This window comes from Fusobacterium sp. IOR10, from assembly GCF_010367435.1.
Classification (GTDB): Bacteria; Fusobacteriota; Fusobacteriia; order Fusobacteriales; family Fusobacteriaceae; genus Fusobacterium_B.
Genome location: NZ_WJWY01000001.1, coordinates 1 through 20,300, shown reverse-complemented (window position 1 = coordinate 20,300; position 20,300 = coordinate 1). Strand labels below are relative to the sequence as shown.

Here is a 20,300-nt window from a genome sequence, read left to right as displayed (position 1 = left end):
CAGAAATTTTAAAATAAAAACACTTTATTTTATTAGGAAAAGCACTAGATACAATTGAAAAATAATAAGAAATATGGTAGAATTTTATATTGTGGATAATTGTATAGAGTGACTTTTATAAGTTGCTCAAGAAGAAAAAAGAGGATGTGAATTAATGAAAATATTTATTGCTCCAATGGCAGGAGTAACAGATTATACATTTAGATCTATTTTAAGTGAATTTAAACCAGATATGATCTTTACAGAAATGGTAAGTGTAAATGCAATAGATGCTTTAAATGAAAAGACTTTAAATAGACTATTAAGATTGAGAGATGGAGATTCAGTTCAGATTTTTGGAAATGATATTGAAAAAACTATAAAAAGTGTAAAATTTTTAGAAAGTAAAGGTGTCAAACATATAGATTTAAATGCTGGGTGTCCAATGGCTAAAATTGTTAAAAATGGTTATGGATCAGCTTTGGTGGCTAATCCAGATAAAATAAGAGAAATATTACAAGCTATGAAAAATAATTTGAAACCAGAAACAACTATTTCTGTAAAAATTAGAATTGGTTATAAGGGAGTTTCAGAATATATAAAAATAGCAAAAATAGCTGAAGAAATAGGATGTACTCATATAACAGTTCACGGTAGAACAAAAGAACAAATGTATACTGGAAAAGCCGATTGGTCTAAAATAAAAGAAATAAAAGAAGCTGTAAATATACCAGTTATAGGAAATGGGGATATATTCACACCAGAAGATGCTATTGAAAAAATAAATTATTCAAATGTAGATGGGATTATGCTTGCTAGGGGAATATGTGGTAATCCTTGGTTAATAAGAGAAATCAGAGAGATGTTAGAATTTGGAGAAGTTAAAACAAAGGTTACACCAGAAGATAAAATAAATATGGCCATTAAACATATAAAAATGGCAGAAATAGATAATAATGGAAATAATAAATTTATATTTGAAATGAGAAAGCATATTTGTTGGTATTTAAAAGGAATTAGAGGTTCTTCAGATACCAAAAATAAAATCAATAGGGAAGAAAATCCTTTGGAAGTAATAAGAATGTTAGAAGAATTAGGAAGGGAGCAAAAAATTAATGGATAAAGAGACTCCTCTTATGAAACAATATAATGAAATAAAAGAGCAGTATAAGGATTGTATACTGCTTTTTCGTCTTGGAGATTTTTATGAAATGTTTTATGAAGATGCAAAAATAGCCTCAAAGGAATTAGGAATTACCTTAACAAGAAGAAACAAAAAAATGGACGTTCCCCTTGCTGGAGTTCCATATCATTCAATTGCTTCTTATATTTCAAAATTAGTGAGCAAGGGTTATAGTGTAGCTATTTGTGAGCAAACTGAAAACCCTAAAAATGCAAAGGGAATAGTAAAAAGAGAAGTTGTTAGGGTTATAACTCCAGGAACAATAATAGATACTGAATATTTAGATGAAAAAACAAATAATTATTTAATGTGTGTGGTTTTAAAAAATGAAAAAGCTGCAATTTCATATGTGGATATAATGACAGGTGAGTTTAAAGTATCTGAGTTTAAAGGGGATAATTTAATATACAAGGTTTTAGGGGAAGTTAATAAAATTTCACCTAAAGAATTAATAACAGATGAGAAAAGCTATATTCAAATAAAAACTAATCTTGAAAATTATAGAATGTTAGAAAACATTAAAATTAATAAAACTTTAACAATTAGAAATCCTAAAAAATATTTATTAGAATATTTTAAAATAAAATCATTAGATAGTTTTGGAATTAAAGGAAAAGAAGAGATCATATTAGTTGCTGGAATGATATTAAAATATGTTAATGATTTACAAAAGGGAAAAGAATTGCCCTTTACAAATATTTTATGGGTAAATTCAAAAAATGTAATGGAATTAAATTTAACTACCCAGAAAAATTTAGATATAATTTCCAATTATAAAGGTGAAACTTCAAGTGGAACTTTACTTTGGGTTTTAGATCATTGCAAAAGTTCAATGGGAAGCAGATTATTAAAAAAAATAGTTAAAAATCCATTACTTGATATAAAAAAAATTAAACAAAGACAAGAAGATATAGGATTTTTTATTAATGAAGTTTTGTTGAGAGAAGAAATAAGAGAACAGTTAAAAAATATATATGACATAGAAAGAATTATAGGAAAGTTAATTTTAGAAACTGTTAACGGTAGGGACTTAATTGCATTAAAGAACTCTATTATGAGTAGTTTAGAATTATATAAAATTTTAAATGATAATAAAATATTGGATATTAAAGTTGAAAAACTAATAGATATTTATAATTTAATAGAAGAAGCTATAGTTGAAGAGCCACCTTTTTCAATAAGAGAAGGGGGAATAATAAAATCAGATTATAATGAAGAACTAGATCAGTTTAGGGATATTTCCAATAACGGTAAAGATTATATTTTGAAAATAGAAACATGTGAAAAAGAGAAAACAGGAATAAAAGGTTTAAAAATAAAATATAATAAAGTCTTTGGATATTTTCTAGAGGTCACTAAATCAAATATATCACTAGTTCCTGATTATTACATAAGAAAACAAACATTAACCAATGCAGAAAGATATATTATACCAGAATTAAAAGAATATGAAGATAAGGTATTAAATGCTAAAAACAAAATAGAAAATATAGAATATTATTTGTTTAAAGAGATAACAAATAATATAAAAAAATATAAAGAAGAACTTCAAGACTTAAGTTTTAAATTGGCATATTTAGATGTAATGACTAATCTAGCTCATGTTGCAATAAAAAATTCCTATGTAAAACCTGAAATTAGTGAGGACAAAAGTTTAGAAATTATAGGAGGAAGACATCCTATTGTTGAAAAATTAATTCCACCAGGAGAATTTATAAAAAATAAGGTTATTATGAAGAGTAATAAAAATTTCATAATATTAACTGGTCCAAATATGTCAGGGAAATCAACATACATGAAACAAATAGCTTTAATAATTATAATGGCTCATATAGGGTCGTATATTCCAGCAGATTATGGGAAAATAGGATTAGTTGATAAGATTTTCACAAGAATAGGAGCCAGTGACGATTTAATGACTGGGCAATCAACATTTATGTTGGAAATGAGTGAAGTGGCAAATATATTAAATAGTGCCACAGATAGGTCCTTTATTGTTTTAGATGAAATAGGAAGGGGAACATCAACCTTTGACGGAATTTCAATAGCAACAGCAATAACAGAATATATTCATGATAGAATAAAGGCTAAAACAATATTTGCAACTCATTATCATGAGTTAACTCAGTTGGAAGATAGATTAGAAAGTGCAGAAAATTATAGAATTGAAGTTTCTGAAGAAAATAATGAAATAAAATTTTTAAGAGAAATTGTAAAAGGGGGAGCAGATAAGTCTTATGGGATAGAAGTAGCAAGGCTTGCTGGATTACCTAGGGAAATTTTAAAAAGTTCAAAAAAAATATTAGAAGTTCTAGAGAGAAGAAAAAATATAATAGAAAAAAAAATAGGTGAAGAACAAATGATTTTATTTAGCTCCAATGATAAGTCTACTATAGAATCATCTCCAGCTAAAGATAAAGATACAAATGAAAAAATATTAGAGAATAATAATTTATCAAAGGAAGAAGAATTAGCAATTAGGTTAGTTAAAGAGGTGGATATTAATAATTTAACTCCAATGGAGGCATTACTTAAATTTAATGAGCTTAAAAAAATCTTAAGCTAGGAGGGAAAAATGATAAAAAAAGTTGTATACTTATTGATTTTTGTAGGGGTTTTAATTTTAGGTTATTTTAACTACTATAAAGAAGAAGAGGGTATAAAGGAAGTCTCAGCTAAAATAGAAACAATAGATGTAACTTATAATTCTTTAGGATATAAAATAAAAGCGAGCAAACAAATTGATAATGTGAAATTAAATACAACAACATTTGAAAACTCAGATATTAAATTTAAAAATATGAAATTAAAATCAGATAATGCTCTATTAGATTCAGCAAAAAATCTTTTCTTAGAAAACAACATCTATGGAAGTAATGGAGAGGGATGGGAATTTAATTCTGAAAAATTAGCCTATAATCAATTTAAGGATTTACTTAGTTCAGACACTGGACTAAAAGCTTATAATAAAAAAGAAGATTTAGAAATTAATAGTGCTATTTTCAGAACCAATAGAGAGTTTAGTTATATAAATTTAGAAGACAATGTAACCTTAATAAACAATAATATAAAATTAAAAGCTGATAGAGCAAACTATACTTCTAGTAACAAAATTATAACTTTAAATGGCAACGGGAAAATTGAATCAATAACTTCTAATAAAAATGTTTTAAAGGGAAATTTTGATAAGGGAAGATATAATAGTGGTACAAAAATTTTGGAAATCTTCAGCCCATTTGAAATAAATTATAATGGGGTTATCCTTAAAGGTAAAGAATTATGGTATAATGATTTGACCAAGGAAGTAAAAATTAACAAAGAGCCAGAAGTTTATTTGGAAAAAAATTCTAACTTGAAATTATACAAAGGAAAAGAAGGTAAGTTCACTTCAGATAAAATGAATGGAAACTTAGATAAAATGGTATTTAATTTTGATGGAAATGCTGCAGGTAAAGTGATTTCAGTGGATGATAAAAGCAATGAAAAAATAACATCAACTTATAGGGGAAGCAATTTAAATATCAATTTAAAAAAGGGAAATTCAGGTTATGAAATATCAGAAATAAAAGGTAAAGATAAAGTAGTTGTATCTAGAGATAACCAAATATTTCAATCAGATATTCTTTATATGAATTTAGATAAGGAAATAATAACTGGAGAAAAAAATAATAAGATTATATTAAATAGTAAAAATGGAAAAACTATTTTAATTGGAGATAAGTTTAAAGGAAATTTAGGAAATAAGATATTTAATATGATTGGGAATGTTAAAGTAGAAAATACAGGTAAGGATAAAAAAATTACAACAGTAACAGGTAAAATTGGTACTATAAATGATATTAAAAAAACAGCAGAAATAGAAGGATCTGCTAAATTAGAAAATGCAGAACTTATTTGTACAGCAGATAGGATAATATACAATCAATTAACAAATAAAGTTAATACTTTTGGGAAAACTTTAGTTAATTATAAATCAAAATAGGGGGGCTTATATGATAAGCATTCAAGCTCAAGGTTTATGTAAAAGCTATAGAAAAAGAAAAGTTGTAAATGAAGTTACTCTTAAAGTTAACAAGGGAGAAATAGTTGGACTTTTAGGGCCAAATGGAGCAGGGAAAACAACAACCTTTTATATGATAACTGGGATAATATCTCCAGATAGTGGAAAGGTATATTGTAATGGAAAGGATATAACAACTTATCCTATGTATAAAAGAGCAAATTTAGGAATAGGTTATTTAGCTCAAGAACCTTCAGTTTTTAGAAATTTAACAGTGGAGGAAAATATTTATGTTGTTCTTGAAATGAAAAATATGTCTAAGGAAGATCAAGATAAAAAAGTGAAAGAACTGTTAGAAGAGTTTAAATTAACTCACGTATCAAAATCCTATGGGTATTCTTTATCTGGGGGAGAAAGAAGAAGAGTTGAAATAGCTAGAACTATAGCCAACGATCCAGATTTTATACTTCTTGATGAACCCTTTGCAGGGGTTGATCCAATAGCTGTAGAAGATATTCAAGAAATTATAAGATATTTGAAAAAAAGAGGGTTAGGAATATTAATAACAGATCATAGTGTTAGAGAAACTTTGAGAATTACAGAACGTGCTTATATCATGGCAAATGGAGAAGTATTAGTAAGTGGAACTCCAGAGGAAATATCTAAAAATGAAATAGCAAAAAAAATATACTTAGGGGAAAATTTTAAATTAGATTAAAAATAAAAAATTATGGAGGAAACATGTTAACAGGAAACGAGGTAAGAAGTAAATTTATAGAGTTCTTTGAAAGTAAAAATCATAAACATTTTGAGAGTGCGTCATTAATACCAGACGATCCAACTCTTTTATTAACAGTGGCAGGGATGGTTCCATTTAAGCCTTTCTTTTTAGGGCAAAAAGCAGCTCCAACACCTAGAGTAACAACATTTCAAAAATGTATCAGAACCAACGATTTAGAAAATGTTGGAAGAACAGCAAGACATCATACTTTTTTTGAAATGTTAGGAAATTTTTCATTTGGAGATTATTTCAAAAAAGAAGCAATTTCTTGGTCTTACGAATTTATAACAAAAATTTTAGAGATAGATAAAGAAAGTTTATGGGTTTCTGTTTTTACAACTGATGACGAAGCAGAGGAGCTTTGGATATCAGAATGTAATTTTCCAAAGGAAAGAATAGTTAGATTAGGGGAAGAAGATAACTGGTGGGCAGCTGGACCAACAGGTTCTTGTGGACCTTGTTCAGAAATATATGTTGACTTGGGAGTTAAGTTTGGTGGAGACGAAAATTCTAAACTTGGAGACGAAGGAACTGACGATCGTTTTATTGAAATTTGGAATTTAGTATTTACTGAATGGAATAGAATGGAAGATGGGAGTTTAGAGCCATTACCTAAGAAAAATATAGACACTGGTGCAGGATTAGAAAGAATAACTTCAGTATTACAAAAAAAAACAAATAACTTTGAAACAGATTTATTATTTCCAATAGTTCAAGCTATGGGTGATATAGCTGGAGTTAAATATGGAACATCTGAAAAAATAGATTTTTCATTAAAGGTTATAGCAGATCATGTTAGAGCAGTTACTTTTTTAGTAAATGATGGTGTAATACCTTCAAATGAAGGAAGAGGCTATGTTTTAAGAAGAATATTAAGAAGAGCAGTAAGACATGGAAGACTTTTAGGGGTAAAGAATTTATTCCTATTTGAAATAATAAATGTTATTGTAAATTTAATGAAAGATTCTTACAAAGACTTAGAAGGAAACAGTAAGCATATTAAAAAAGTTGTTAAAATAGAAGAAGAAAAATTTTCAAATACTTTGGATCAAGGAATTCAACATGTTATGAATGCCATTGAAGAGGCTAAAGAATCACAAAAGGATTATTTACCTGGGGAAATAACATTTAAACTATATGATACTTATGGATTTCCTTATGAATTAACAGAAGAAATATGTGAAGAAAATGGAATTAAAATATATAAAAATGAATTTGATGAAAAAATGGAAGAACAAAGAAATAAAGCTAGAAGTTCAAGGGAAATCATAATGGAAAAAGGACAAGATAGTTTCATTGAAACTTTCTTTGATAAATATGGGAAAACTAAATTCACAGGTTATGATAAGCTAGTTGAAACTGGGAAAATATTACATATATCAAAAATAAAAGAAAATACATATATGATAATAACAGACAAAACACCTTTTTATGCAGAGTCTGGAGGACAAAAAGCTGATAACGGAACTATTTCAATAGGTACTTCAGTTGGAAAAGTATTAGATGTTCAAAAACAAAAGGACATATATATTCACACAGTTAAAATCACTGATGGAGTATCTGATTTTATAAATGGAATAGAAGTTCAAATGAAAGTTGATAAAAGTAGAAGAGTGGCAATGGCAAAAAATCACAGTGCTACTCACTTATTACAAAAAGCTCTAAGAGAAATATTAGGAGATCATGTTCAACAGGCAGGTTCTCTAGTAACTCCAGAGAGATTAAGATTTGATTTTAATCACTATGAACCAGTAACAGATGAAGAATTAGAAAAGGTAGAAAGATTAGTAAACATTCAAATATCAAAAACTTTACCTTCAAATATTAGATATATGTCAATGGAAGAAGCAAAGGAAACAGGGGCAATGGCTTTATTTGGTGATAAATATGAAGATATAGTTAGAGTAGTTTCCTTTGGAGATTTTTCAACAGAACTTTGTGGAGGAATACATGTTGAAAATGTTTCAGAAATAGGATTATTTAAAATTGTTTCAGAAACAGGAATAGCAGCAGGAATAAGAAGAATAGAAGCTCAAACAGGATTTACAGCCTATGAAGGTATTAAAACAATGGAAAAAATCATGGGAAGTATCTCTAAAAAATTAAAAACAACTTCTTCTAAATTGGAAGAAAAAGTAGAAAAAACTGTAGATGAATTAAAAAGTTCTCAAAAAGAATTAGAAGAGCTAAAATTAAAGCTTTCAGGTTATGAAGTAGCTTCTTTGTTTAAAGAGGTTAGAGAAATACACGGGGTTAAAGTTTTGATTAAAAAATATGAAAATAAAGATGGAAGTTCTTTAAGAGATATTATAGACAAAGTGAAAAATAAGCTAGGAAGTTGTATTGTTATTTTAGGTTCAGATAATAAAAAAGCAATATTTACAGTTGGAGTAACTAAGGACTTAACTTCTAAGATTAAGGCTGGAGATTTAGTTAAACAACTTGCAATAATAGCAGGTGGAAATGGTGGAGGAAGACCTGATTTTGCTCAAGCAGGTGGAAAAGATGGAACTAAGGTTAGAGAAGCTTTAAATAAAGCTGAAGAAATCTTAACAGAAAGATTATAAAAGGGGAAATATGTATAAAAAATATATATCTTTAGATGTTGGAGATGTTAGGATAGGTGTAGCTAGATCAGATTTATTAGGGATTGTAGCTACACCCCTTGAAGTTATCAACAGAAAGAAAGTTAAATCAGTAAAAAGAATAGAAGAGTTATTAAAAGAAAATAATACAAAATCTTTAGTTGTTGGAATTCCCAAAAGTTTAGATGGAACAGAAAAAAGACAAGCTGAAAAAGTTAGGGAATATATAGAAAAACTAAATAATAACATTGAAGGGTTAGAAATTTTTGAAGTTGATGAAAGACTTACAACAGTTTCAGCTGATAGAATGTTAACTGATGGTGGGAAAAAAGGAGCTTTAGAAAAAAGAAAAGTTGTGGATAAGATAGCAGCAGCAATAATACTTCAAACTTTTTTAGATTCTAAAAGATAAAAATTACTGGAGGCATTATGAATTCTAAAATATTTTCAAAATTAATACTGGTGATAGCAATATTAGCTGGTTCGTTTTATCTTATATTTAAAGAGCCTATAAAATTAGGATTAGACCTTAAAGGTGGGGTTTATGCAGTTTTAGAAGCTGAACCAAAGGAAAAGGGTGAAGTTATAACTAATGAAACCATGGACAGTTTAATAGAGGTTTTAGATAGAAGAATAAATGGTATTGGAGTTGCAGAATCAGTTGTACAAAGAACAGGAACAAATAGAGTAATAATAGAATTGCCAGGAGTAAAGGATACAACAGAGGCAATAAAAGTTATAGGGAAAACAGCTTTATTGGAATTTAGAATATTAGATAAAGATGGAAATTTAGGAGAAACACTATTAACAGGGGAATCCTTAAAAAAAGCTCAACTTGGTTATGGACAATTGGGAGAACCTCAAATTAACTTTGAATTAAAACCAGAAGGTGCTATAAAATTTGCTAAAATAACTAGAGAAAATATTGGTAATCAATTGGCTATAGTTTTAGATGGTAAAGTTCAAACAGCACCAGTTATCAAATCTGAAATTCCTGGAGGATCAGGAAGTATCAGTGGAAATTACACAGCTGAAGAGGCTAAAAAAACAGCAATGTTATTAAATTCAGGGTCTTTACCTATAAAGGCAAAAATAATAGAAACAAGAACTGTGGGAGCATCTTTAGGGGATGAATCCATTGCAGCTAGTTTAGTTGCAGCAAAAGTTGGAATAGTTTTAATAGGAATATTCATGTTTATATTTTATAGAATTCCAGGATTAGTTGCAGATTTAGCATTAATGTGTTTTGGAATTATTACATTTGGAATACTTAAATTTATAGGCGCAACTCTTACATTGCCAGGAATTGCAGGTCTTATATTATCTGCAGGTATGGCTGTAGATGCCAACGTAATTATTTTTGAAAGAGTAAAGGAAGAGCTTAGGTTTGGAAATACAATTAATAGTTCAATAAGATTAGGATTTAGTAAGGGGTTTGTGGCAATATTTGATTCAAATATAACAACCTTAATAATAACAACAATATTATTCGTATTTGGTACAGGATCTGTAAAAGGGTTTGCTGTAACTTTAACTATAGGAACTTTAGCATCAATGTTTACAGCAATTACAGTAACAAGGGTCTTTATGGATGTACTTGTAAATGTATTTAATGTAAAGAATGCTAAGTTGTTTGGACTAAAGGGGGAAAAAAATGCAAATACAAATAATAAAAAATAGTAAAAGATGGGTTTCCATTTCTGCTATAGCTATACTAATTTCCTTGGTAACTTTATTTACTAAGGGTCTTAATTATGGGATAGATTTTTCAGGTGGAAATTTATTTCAATTAAAATTTGAAAAAGTTTTAGATGCTAAAGAGGTAAATACTTCTTTGGATAAACTTTCTAAAAGCATTGAACAATTTAGTCCAAATGCTAGAAAAGTACAAATATCAGAGGAACATGATTTACTTATAAGAATAGAAGAAATATCAGAGGAACAAAAAATAGAATTTTATAATAATATTAAGGAAGTTGGAAAATATGAAATTATAAAAGAAGATAAAGTTGGAGCCAGTGTAGGGTCAGAATTAAAAAAATCAGCTATATTGTCCCTTTTAATTGGTGGAATGATGATAATTCTTTATATAACTCTAAGATTCCAATTTAAATTTGCAATAGCTGCAATACTTGCACTGATGAATGATATACTTATAGCAGTTGGAGGAATAGCCCTTTTAGGTTATGAAATAAACACTCCATTTATAGCAGCTGTGTTAACAATACTGGGATATTCTATAAATGATACAATAGTTGTTTTTGATAGAATAAGAGAAACATTAAAGAGAAAATCAGATTCAAATTTTGGAGAGTTACTAGATAAAAGTATAAACCAAGTTATAACAAGATCTATTAACACATCAGTAACAACTTTACTAGCAATAATTGCTATATTGGTATTTGGTGGGGATAGTTTAAGAACATTTATAACAACATTATTAATAGGAACAATAGCAGGAACATATTCTTCTATATTTATAGCCACTCCTCTAGTATATTTATTGGAAAAAAATAGAGATGGAAAAGTGGATACAAGTAAATATATTGAAAAGGAAGAATCAGAAAACAACGAAAAAATAGTAGTATAATTAAAATATATAAAGCCATCTTAAGGAAAGATGGCTTTATGTACTATATAATGGAGGAGAGTATGAGAGCTTGGTTAGAAATTAATTTAAGTAATTTCAGATGGAACATAAAGTCCCTTCAGGAAAAAATAGGAAATAAAAAATTAATAGGTGTAGTTAAAGCAAATGCTTATGGAATGGGAGCAGTAAGATTAACAAGAGAATTAAAAAAATGCGGTGTTGATTTTTTTGTAGTGGCAACTGTGGAAGAGGGTATAGAATTAAGAAATGAAGGTATAGATGATAATATTTTAATTTTAGGTGGAGTTTTTAATGAAGACCTTAAATTAGTTGAAGAATATAATCTTCAGATAGCTCTCAATTCTCTAGAACAATTAAAATATATTAATAATCAAATGTTAAATATTAAATGTCATTTAAAAATAGAAACAGGAATGGGAAGAGTTGGGTTTAATGATTTAGATATTAAGTTGTTAAAGAAATATATAGAAAAAAATAAAGTGAAAAATATAGTTGGAGTATACAGTCATCTATCAGTTTCAGATGAAGAATGTGATGAAAGCTACAGTTATACAGAAAATCAAGTGAAAAAATTTAATGATTTTGAAGGTATAGACACAATAAAATATAGACATCTTTTAAATAGTGGGGGGATACTTAACTACTGTGGAGAGGATAATGGAAATTATGTGAGAGCTGGAATAATTCAATATGGAATTTGTGGAGAAAAATATATTGATGGTTTTAAACCAGTTGTAAAATTTAAAAGTAAAATTTTATTTATAAAAGTATTAGCAGAAGATAGTGATATTTCCTACGGAAGAACAGCACATTTAAAAAAAGGAGATATGGTTGCAACAATTTCAGCTGGTTATGCAGATGGTTTTAGAAGATCAATATCAAACAAAGGCTTTATAAAAATAAATGGGGTAAAATGTTTTGTAACAGGAAGAGTTTGTATGGATATGTTTATGGTGAAAATACCGGAAGTTTTAAAAAACAAAATAGAAGTTGGAAATGAAGTTACTCTTTATGACGATAATATAATAGAAGTTGCTAAATTATCAGATACAATAACTTATGAAATATTTACAGGTATAGGGAAAAGAGTAAAAAGAATTTATATTGAAGAAAAATTATAGATGATAAAAGGAGAAAAATGTCGCAAATAATATTATTAAAAGGAAAAGAAAAAAAGATACAAAATTTTTATCCAAATGTTTTTAAAGATGAAGTTAAAACAATTATAGGTGAAATAAAAACAGGGGATATAGTGGATGTAGTAAGAGAAGATATGAAATTTATAGGAAGAGGTTATGTTACAGAAGGAACATCTGCCCTTGTAAGAGTATTGACAACAAAGGATGAAAAAATTGATAAGAGTTTTATATATAATAAGATAAAAGTGGCCTATGACAATAGAAAGCTTTTATTAGATGAAACTAATTGTATGAGAGTATTTTTTTCAGAAGCTGATGGATTTCCAGGATTAATTATAGATAAATTTGATAAATATATATCTATTCAATTTAGAAACTCAGGAATTGAAGTATTTAAACAGGAAATAATAAATGCAGTAAAGAAATACATGAAACCAAAGGGAATTTATGAAAGAAGTGATGTTGAAAATAGAGTTCACGAAGGTGTAGAAGAAAGAACAGGAATTATTTATGGGGAAATTCCAGAAGAAATAATTATGGAAGACAATGGACTTAAGTATATTATAGATATTGAAAAAGGACAAAAAACTGGATTCTTCTTGGATCAAAGGGATTCTAGAAAATTTATAAGACCTTATTTAAATGATAAAACTAAATTTTTAGATGTATTTTCAAGTTCAGGTGGTTTTTCAATAGCTGCATTAAAAGAAGGGTGTGAAAAAGTTGTAGCAATAGATAAGGATTCCCATGCCTTAGAATTATGTAGAAAAAATTATGAACTTAACAATTTTAAAAATAGTTTTGAAACTTTAGAGGGAGATGCATTTATGCTTTTAAAAACTCTAATAGGAAGAGGGGAAAAATATGATGTAATTACTTTAGATCCACCTTCTTTAATAAAAAGGAAAGATCAAGTGAGAAGAGGAAGAGATTTTTTCTTTGATCTTTGTGATAGTAGTTTTAAATTAATGGAAAAAGATGGAATTTTAGGAGTAGTAACTTGTGCTTATCATATGGGCTTACAAGATTTAATAGAAGTAACAAGAATGGCCGCTTCAAATAATGGGAAGAGACTTCAAGTTATAGGAATAAATTACCAACCAGAAGATCATCCATGGATATTACATGTACCAGAAACTTTATATTTGAAAGCTCTTTGGGTTAAAATTGTTTAAAGGAGGAAAAATGTATTTGGATATTACAATATTAGCCATTGTATTATTAACTTTTATATTGGGAATAAAAAATGGGTTTATAGTTGAATTTATGTCAACCTTTGGAGTTGTTATAAACTTTATAATGACTCAAAAAATTGCTCCAACAGTTATAAAATTTGCAAAATCATATATAGGAGAATATAGCTATAATTATGTTTATGGAGTAACTTTTGTTATAATATTTATATTTTTTAGTTTGATTATTCATCTTTTAAATAGTTTTTTAAAAAAACAAAGAATATCCTTATTAAGCAGGGTATTAGGAGGGGTTTTAAGTTTATTAAAGGGATTGTTAATTGGATTTTTAGTTATATTAATTTACAATATAGTTTTAGATGCATTTCCAAAAATCACAGACTTAGGTAAAGATAGTAAGGTTAATGAATATTTTATAGAAAACAGTGATAAAATTAATGATTACATTCCAACTGTATTTAAAGAAAAATTAATGGAGTTAAGGGATGGAAGATCAATAGAAAAGTATATTGATAAATTATTTTAGGAGAAAATTATGAAGATGATTAATAGATACATTTTAAATGAAGCTAAAGCACCAATTTTTTTTGGTATTTCTTTATTTACTTTTATTTTTCTTATAGATATAATAGTCTCTATGTTAGAAAGTATTATAGTTAAAGGAATATCAATTATAGATGTAGCTAGAATGATATCCTTTTATTTACCTATGATATTATCTCAAACAATACCTATGGGAATATTTTTAGGAGTTATGGTAACTTTTGGGAGTTTGACAAAATACAGTGAAATAACAGCAATAAATTCCATGGGAATATCATTAAATAAATTATTAAAATTAATATCTATAGTTGGTGTTATAGGTACAGTATTTATATTTTTTTTACAAGAGAGTATTATTCCAAGATCCTATGTTAAATTGCAACAATTATCAATAAAGATGGTATATAATAATCCTGTTTTTCAACTAAAAGATAAAGTTTTAATTGATGAAGTGGATAAATATAAAATATACATAGATAAAATAGATGCAAAAACAAAGGATGCTAAAAATGTTTTGATATTTTATAATGACAACACTAAATATCCAACATTAATAACAGGTGAAAGAACATATTGGGAAAGCGCATCTATGATTTTAGACAATTCAAAATTCTATAGATTCAAAGATAATGGAGAAGAACAATTAAGGGGAGAATTCAAAGAAAAAAGGATACCTTTAACTAGTTATTTTAAGGATATAGAAATAAAGATGAAAGATATAGAAGGAATGGGAGTGGGAAGTTTATATAAGGAATATAAACAAAGCAATGAAAATGAAAGACGTCCATTTATAGTTGAAATGAATAGAAAAATAGCAGTACCTATTTCTGCAATTATCCTTTCAATATTAGGAGTTCTACTATCAGTTGGAAATAAAAGAAGTGGTAAAGGAACTAACTATGGAGTTGCAATAGGAATAATATTTATTTATATTGTTTTTTTAAATTTAGGAATGGTATTAGCTTATAGGGGAATAGTTTCTCCATTTTTAGGAGTTTGGTTTTCAAATATATTTTTAATAATTTTAACTTATTCTCTTTATAAAAAAAAGGGAAGGGTGATATAAAATGAAAAAATTGGACATATATATTAGTAAAAGTTTTGTAAAATCATTTTTGATTAGTCTAATTGCATTTATGAATATATTTTTGCTAAGTCAATTATTTAAAGTTTTTAGATATGTTGCTGACGGAAGAATGTCAACATCTCAAGGAGTACTTTATCTTTTAAATATGCTCCCTGAGATTATAGTTAATATGACACCGTTAGCTGTTTTATTGGGATCTTTAATTTTTATGAATAAAATGGCAAGTAATTTAGAAATAATATCTTTAAAAACTTCAGGAATAAGTTTCAGAAGAATAATAATATTTCCACTAATAATTTCTTTTGCCATATCAATATTAGTATATTTTGTTAATGGAAATTTATATCCTAGAAGTGAAAGAAGAATGAGAGAACTTAAAGGGGATAATATAATAAAAACTATTCCAATTGAAAAAAGAAATGCATTTTTAAGGGATAGTAATAATAATGTTTATTACATTGGATATATAAACTCAAAGGAAGAAACAGCTAAAGATTTTCAAATTATTAAGATGAATGAAGATTTTTCTGAAATTGAAACTGTAACTATAGGAAAGACTGCCAAGTTTGACAGAAAAGAAAAAATTTGGAAACTATCTGATGTGGTTATAAACGATATTTTAAATAATAAAATAACAAAAAAGAAAATTTATATAAACAAAGATTTTGATAAGGAACCACAAAATTTCTTCACACTTTCAACAAATCCTAAGTTTTTAACAAATAAAGAGCTTAGAAAAGAAATAATAAATATGAAAATAACAGGTGGAGATACAAGGGGTGGTTTAGTTGAATTGGGAAAAAGGTATTCCTTTCCCTTTGCAAGTGTGATAATTGTTTTAATTGGATTATCCTTAGGAAGTAGATATGTAAGAGCAGCTTCAGCTAAAACTATAGGAATAAGTGTATTTTTTGGATATGGATATTATATAGTTCAAGGATTATTTGAAGCTCTTAGTAAGAACGGATTAATAAATGCATTTTTAGGAGGATGGATTCCTAATATTTTATTTTTGTCATTAGGTTTATACTTGATGTATAAATCAGAGTATTAATTTTGGAGGATATTTTGGGAAATAGCATAAAGAAGCTTGTATTAAAAAATGGTATACCAGTTTTATTGGATGAAATAAAAGGAATAAATAGTGTTTCATTGGGAATTTTTCTAAAGACTGGAGCAAAGCATGAGCTAGAAGGAGAAGAGGGTATTTCTCATCTTTTGGAGCATATGATGTTTAAAGGAACCAAAAGTAAGTCAGCAAAGGATATATCTGAAATAATTGATAATGAAGGTGGAATAATAAATGCCTATACAGGAAAAGAAAATACTGTTTATTATATACAGATGTTATCTAGTAGTATAGAGAAAGGTATAGAAGTTTTAACAGACATGTTTTTAAATTCATTATTTTCAGAAGAAAATTTGGAAAAAGAAAAGTCAGTTGTTATTGAAGAAATAAATATGTATAATGATATTCCTGAAGAAGTTGTTCATGATAGAAATAGTCGTATGGTAATTAATGGAGTTCAAGGGAATATTGTCCTAGGAAGTATTGAAAGTGTAAAACAAATAAGCAGAGAAAAATTAGTTAAATATTTTAAAGAGAAATACATTGCTAAGAATATAGTTATTTCTGTAGCTGGAAATTTTTCAGAGGAAAAAATTTATGATTCTTTAAATAAAGGGTTTGGAAGTATAAAAGATAGTAATTATTCTAGAGCTTACAATGGAGAAATGATTATTAACTCCAATGAGAATATTATTAAAAGAGATACAAATCAGGTTCATCTGTGTTTTAATACACTTGGAAGTTCTTTAAAAGCTTCAAAAAAATATGAGATTGCAATACTGTCAAATGTTCTTGCAGGAAATATGAGTTCGAGATTATTTCAAAAAATTAGAGAAGAAAAAGGATTAGCTTATTCCATTTATAGTTACACATCTTCTTATGAAGAGGGTGGGATATTAACTGTTTACGCTGGAACTACAAAAAAAGATTACAAAAAAGTAATAGAAATGATAGAATCAGAATTTAATAATATAAAAGAAAACAGCATAACTGAATATGAGTTACAAAAAACAAAGAATCAGTTTTTAAGTGCAGTTACATTTGGTCTTGAAAGTACTAAGGGAAGAATGAATCGAATGGCTAATTCATATTTACTTTATGAAGAAGTTAAAGATTTAGATTTATTAATGAAAGAAATAAATAAAATAACAGTGGAAGATATAAAAAATGTTGCAAATGAAATATTTGATCAAAAATATTATTCAAAAACAATATTAGGAAATATTTAAAATAAGGAGATAAAATGGAAAAAATAGTAGTAAAAGTGATATTAGAAGAAGGTATAAAAAAGCCAGTTTATATGACAGAGGGCTCAGCAGGAATGGATGTTAGAGCAAATATAAAAAGTTCAGTAACTTTAAAAAGTTTAGAAAGAAAATTAATTCCAACAGGGATAAAAATGGAAATTCCAATAGGATATGAAGTACAAGTTAGACCAAGAAGTGGCCTAGCTTTAAAACATGGAATAACTTTAGTTAATACACCTGGTACAATAGATAGTGATTATAGAGGTGAAATTGGAATAATAATGATTAATTTAAGTAAGGATGAATTTACAATAGAGCCAGAGGAAAGAATAGCTCAGTTAATATTAAATAAAGTTTATCAAATGGATTTAATTGAAGATGATTTATCTGAAACTAAAAGAGGAAACGGAGGATTTGGTCATACAGGTAAATAATTAGGGAGAAATCATGAATAAAAGAGATATATTAGTATTACAAAAGAAAATAAAAAAAGCAGATTATTCTTTACTATTAAAAGTTTTGCTATTAATAGTTATAAGTTTGTCCACAGTTTACACAGCTACCTCATATAGAACATTAGTTTATTTTAAAAAAGAAATTATTTGGTCTGGATTAGGGTTGCTAGTTTATTTTTTTGTATCGTTAATTGATTATAAAAAATATGCTAAATATTATAAATTAATATATATATTTAATGTTTTAATGCTTATATCAGTATTTATTTTTGGAGATAGTGCCAAAGGTGCTAAAAGATGGATAAATTTAGGAATTGTAAATATTCAACCAGCTGAATTTGCAAAATTACTTATTATTTTAACATTTGCAGAGGTTTTAATTATAAATTATAATAAAAATTTCAATGGAATAAAAAATATTATATTTTCTTTTTGTCATATAGTTCCGATTTTTTTGCTAATAGCAAAGCAACCTGACTTAGGAACTTCACTAGTTATAATCTTTATATATGGAGTAATGATATTTGTTCATGGAATAGATTTCAAAACGATATTTAAACTAATGATTGGAGTAATAACATCAATTCCATTATTTTATTTTTTCTTACTTAGAGATTATCAAAAAAAAAGAATACTAACATTCTTAAATCCAGAAGCTGATTTGGCAAATAGTGGATGGAATGTAGTACAATCTAAAATAGCTATAGGGTCTGGAGGATTTTTAGGAAAAGGTTTTTTACAAGGAACTCAAAGTAAATTAAGATTCTTACCTGAATCTCATACAGATTTCATAGGCTCTGTATTTTTAGAAGAAAGAGGATTTATTGGGGGAATGATTTTAATTGTTATTTATTTAGCATTAATTTTCAATATTTTAAAAATAGCAGATTCAACAAGTGATGAATATGGGAAACTTATATGCTATGGAATAGCAAGTATTTTCTTTTTTCATACATTTATAAATTTAGGAATGATAATGGGGATAATGCCTGTAACAGGATTACCTCTATTGTTTATGAGCTATGGTGGAAGTTCATTTATATTTGGATTTCTAATGATAGGAGTTGTAAATAGTGTTAAAATACATAAAATATAGAGGTAGTTATGAAATATATAATAGAAAAAGATGATGAAAATGTAAGGTTAGACAGATATTTGAGAAAAAAATTAACAACAACTCCCTTAACAGAAATATTTAAAGCTTTAAGAATAGGGAAAATAAAAGTCAATAATAAGAAAAAAAAGGAAAATTATAGATTAGTTGAAGGGGATAAACTGTTCATAGGTTTAGATGTTCCTGAGGAAGAAATTATATTTATGAAGTTACAAGATAAAGATAAGGAATTTTTAAAAAAAGGAATAGTTTTTGAGAATGAAGATTTAATAATTTTTAATAAGAAAAAAGATGTAGTGATGCATAAGGGAAGTGGATTTGACTATGGAATATCAGAGATGTTTAAATCTTATTTTAAATCCAATGACTTTAATTTTGTAAATAGAATAGATAAAAAAACTTCAGGTTTAGTTATAGGATCTAAAAATAAAATAACCACTAGAATATTAACTGAAGAAATTAGAGAAAATAGGATAAAGAAAAAATACTATATATTGGTTCATGGAACAATAAACAAAGACAAGTTTGTAATTGAAAATTATTTGAAAAAAATAGAAGATAAAGTAATAGTTACATCTAAAAATGATACAGAGGGTAAAATAGCAATAACTTATTTTAAAGTTTTAAAAAGAAAAAATAATTTAACATTATTAGAAGGGGAACTTGTTACAGGAAGAACTCATCAACTTAGAGTTCAACTTTCTAATATGGGTCACCCTATACTAGGAGATACAAGGTATGGTAATGATAGAGAAAGAATATTATTTTTAAATTCTTTTTACTGTAAAATAGATAAGTTTAATATAGAAGTTAAATTGGATTTACCAAAGGGATTTGAAAATAAGCTTTCATAAGAAAAAAGTCCCACAATAAAAATAAATTTGAATTTATTCTCAATATAGTATATAATGATTCTTGTGTTAAGAAATAATGAATACTGAATTTTTATATATGGAGGTAAATTAAATGAAGGATTATGTTTTTGTAAGAAATATAAATGTGTTTTTTATACTTTGTATTATTTTAGCGTTTTTATTAAATCAAAATGATTTGGGAATATATGAAATTATTGCATATGCAGGATATTCAACATATTCAGCTTTACGTACTTTTGGGATAATAACTCCTAAAAAAAAGAGTTACAACAAAAAAATATTAAAAAAAGCTATATAAAAAAGGCCCTTAAATGTAGTGCACCCAAAATCTTAGACAAATAAGATGGAGGGTGCATTTCTTATGTCCAAATTAACAAATAAACAAAAAATAGAAATTTATGAAAGAAGGTTGAAAGGAGAAACAGTAAAATCTTTAGCT

At 27.0% G+C, this 20,300-nt stretch carries 18 protein-coding genes; all 18 read left to right on the top strand.

Annotated features, from left to right (window positions below):
• The first annotated feature begins 154 nt into the window (after positions 1-154).
• Entirely contained in the window at positions 155-1,102 is a 948-nt protein-coding gene (gene dusB, locus GIL12_RS00090; protein ID WP_163467859.1) for a tRNA dihydrouridine synthase DusB, read from the top strand.
• Positions 1,095-3,728, top strand: a complete 2,634-nt coding sequence (mutS, locus tag GIL12_RS00085) for a DNA mismatch repair protein MutS (RefSeq protein WP_163467857.1) — start codon at positions 1,095-1,097, stop codon at positions 3,726-3,728. The genes dusB and mutS overlap by 8 nt, the downstream gene beginning before the upstream one ends.
• 9 nt (positions 3,729-3,737) lie before the next feature.
• A complete protein-coding gene (locus tag GIL12_RS00080) occupies positions 3,738-5,144 on the top strand; it encodes an LptA/OstA family protein (RefSeq protein ID WP_163467855.1) in 1,407 nt (468 codons plus the stop codon).
• A gap of 10 nt (positions 5,145-5,154) precedes the next feature.
• A complete protein-coding gene (gene lptB / locus GIL12_RS00075; protein ID WP_163467853.1) occupies positions 5,155-5,880 on the top strand; it encodes an LPS export ABC transporter ATP-binding protein in 726 nt (241 codons plus the stop codon).
• Between the two features lie 23 nt (positions 5,881-5,903).
• The gene (gene alaS / locus GIL12_RS00070; RefSeq protein WP_163467851.1) at positions 5,904-8,510 is read left to right on the top strand and encodes an alanine--tRNA ligase; all 2,607 of its coding nucleotides are present in this window, start codon (positions 5,904-5,906) and stop codon (positions 8,508-8,510) included.
• A 10-nt stretch (positions 8,511-8,520) separates the two neighbouring features.
• Entirely contained in the window at positions 8,521-8,940 is a 420-nt protein-coding gene (gene ruvX, locus GIL12_RS00065) for a Holliday junction resolvase RuvX (RefSeq protein WP_163467849.1), read from the top strand.
• A gap of 17 nt (positions 8,941-8,957) precedes the next feature.
• Entirely contained in the window at positions 8,958-10,208 is a 1,251-nt protein-coding gene (gene secD / locus GIL12_RS00060; RefSeq protein WP_163467847.1) for a protein translocase subunit SecD, read from the top strand.
• Positions 10,183-11,118 (top strand): protein translocase subunit SecF, encoded by a 936-nt coding sequence (gene secF / locus GIL12_RS00055; RefSeq protein ID WP_163467845.1) that lies wholly within the window; start codon positions 10,183-10,185, stop codon positions 11,116-11,118. The genes secD and secF overlap by 26 nt, the downstream gene beginning before the upstream one ends.
• 62 nt (positions 11,119-11,180) lie before the next feature.
• The gene (alr, locus tag GIL12_RS00050; RefSeq protein ID WP_163467843.1) at positions 11,181-12,260 is read left to right on the top strand and encodes an alanine racemase; all 1,080 of its coding nucleotides are present in this window, start codon (positions 11,181-11,183) and stop codon (positions 12,258-12,260) included.
• A 17-nt stretch (positions 12,261-12,277) separates the two neighbouring features.
• Positions 12,278-13,453, top strand: coding sequence for a class I SAM-dependent rRNA methyltransferase (locus GIL12_RS00045; RefSeq protein ID WP_163467841.1), 1,176 nt, complete (start codon positions 12,278-12,280; stop codon positions 13,451-13,453).
• 10 nt (positions 13,454-13,463) lie between these two features.
• Positions 13,464-13,997: a CvpA family protein gene (locus GIL12_RS00040; protein WP_163467839.1), complete on the top strand. Its 534-nt coding sequence runs from the start codon at positions 13,464-13,466 to the stop codon at positions 13,995-13,997.
• 9 nt (positions 13,998-14,006) lie between these two features.
• Positions 14,007-15,080, top strand: coding sequence for an LptF/LptG family permease (locus GIL12_RS00035; RefSeq protein WP_163467837.1), 1,074 nt, complete (start codon positions 14,007-14,009; stop codon positions 15,078-15,080).
• A 1-nt stretch (position 15,081) separates the two neighbouring features.
• Complete coding sequence (locus tag GIL12_RS00030; protein ID WP_163467835.1) at positions 15,082-16,155, top strand: LptF/LptG family permease; 1,074 nt, start codon at positions 15,082-15,084, stop codon at positions 16,153-16,155.
• Between the two features lie 14 nt (positions 16,156-16,169).
• On the top strand, positions 16,170-17,399 hold the full coding sequence (locus GIL12_RS00025) for a pitrilysin family protein (protein ID WP_163467833.1): 1,230 nt from the start codon (positions 16,170-16,172) through the stop codon (positions 17,397-17,399).
• Between the two features lie 14 nt (positions 17,400-17,413).
• On the top strand, positions 17,414-17,851 hold the full coding sequence (gene dut, locus GIL12_RS00020; protein ID WP_163467831.1) for a dUTP diphosphatase: 438 nt from the start codon (positions 17,414-17,416) through the stop codon (positions 17,849-17,851).
• A gap of 13 nt (positions 17,852-17,864) precedes the next feature.
• Entirely contained in the window at positions 17,865-18,968 is a 1,104-nt protein-coding gene (rodA, locus tag GIL12_RS00015) for a rod shape-determining protein RodA (RefSeq protein WP_163467829.1), read from the top strand.
• Between the two features lie 8 nt (positions 18,969-18,976).
• The gene (locus GIL12_RS00010; protein ID WP_163467828.1) at positions 18,977-19,840 is read left to right on the top strand and encodes an RluA family pseudouridine synthase; all 864 of its coding nucleotides are present in this window, start codon (positions 18,977-18,979) and stop codon (positions 19,838-19,840) included.
• A gap of 112 nt (positions 19,841-19,952) precedes the next feature.
• On the top strand, positions 19,953-20,159 hold the full coding sequence (locus tag GIL12_RS00005) for a hypothetical protein (protein WP_163467826.1): 207 nt from the start codon (positions 19,953-19,955) through the stop codon (positions 20,157-20,159).
• Positions 20,160-20,300 lie beyond the last annotated feature (141 nt).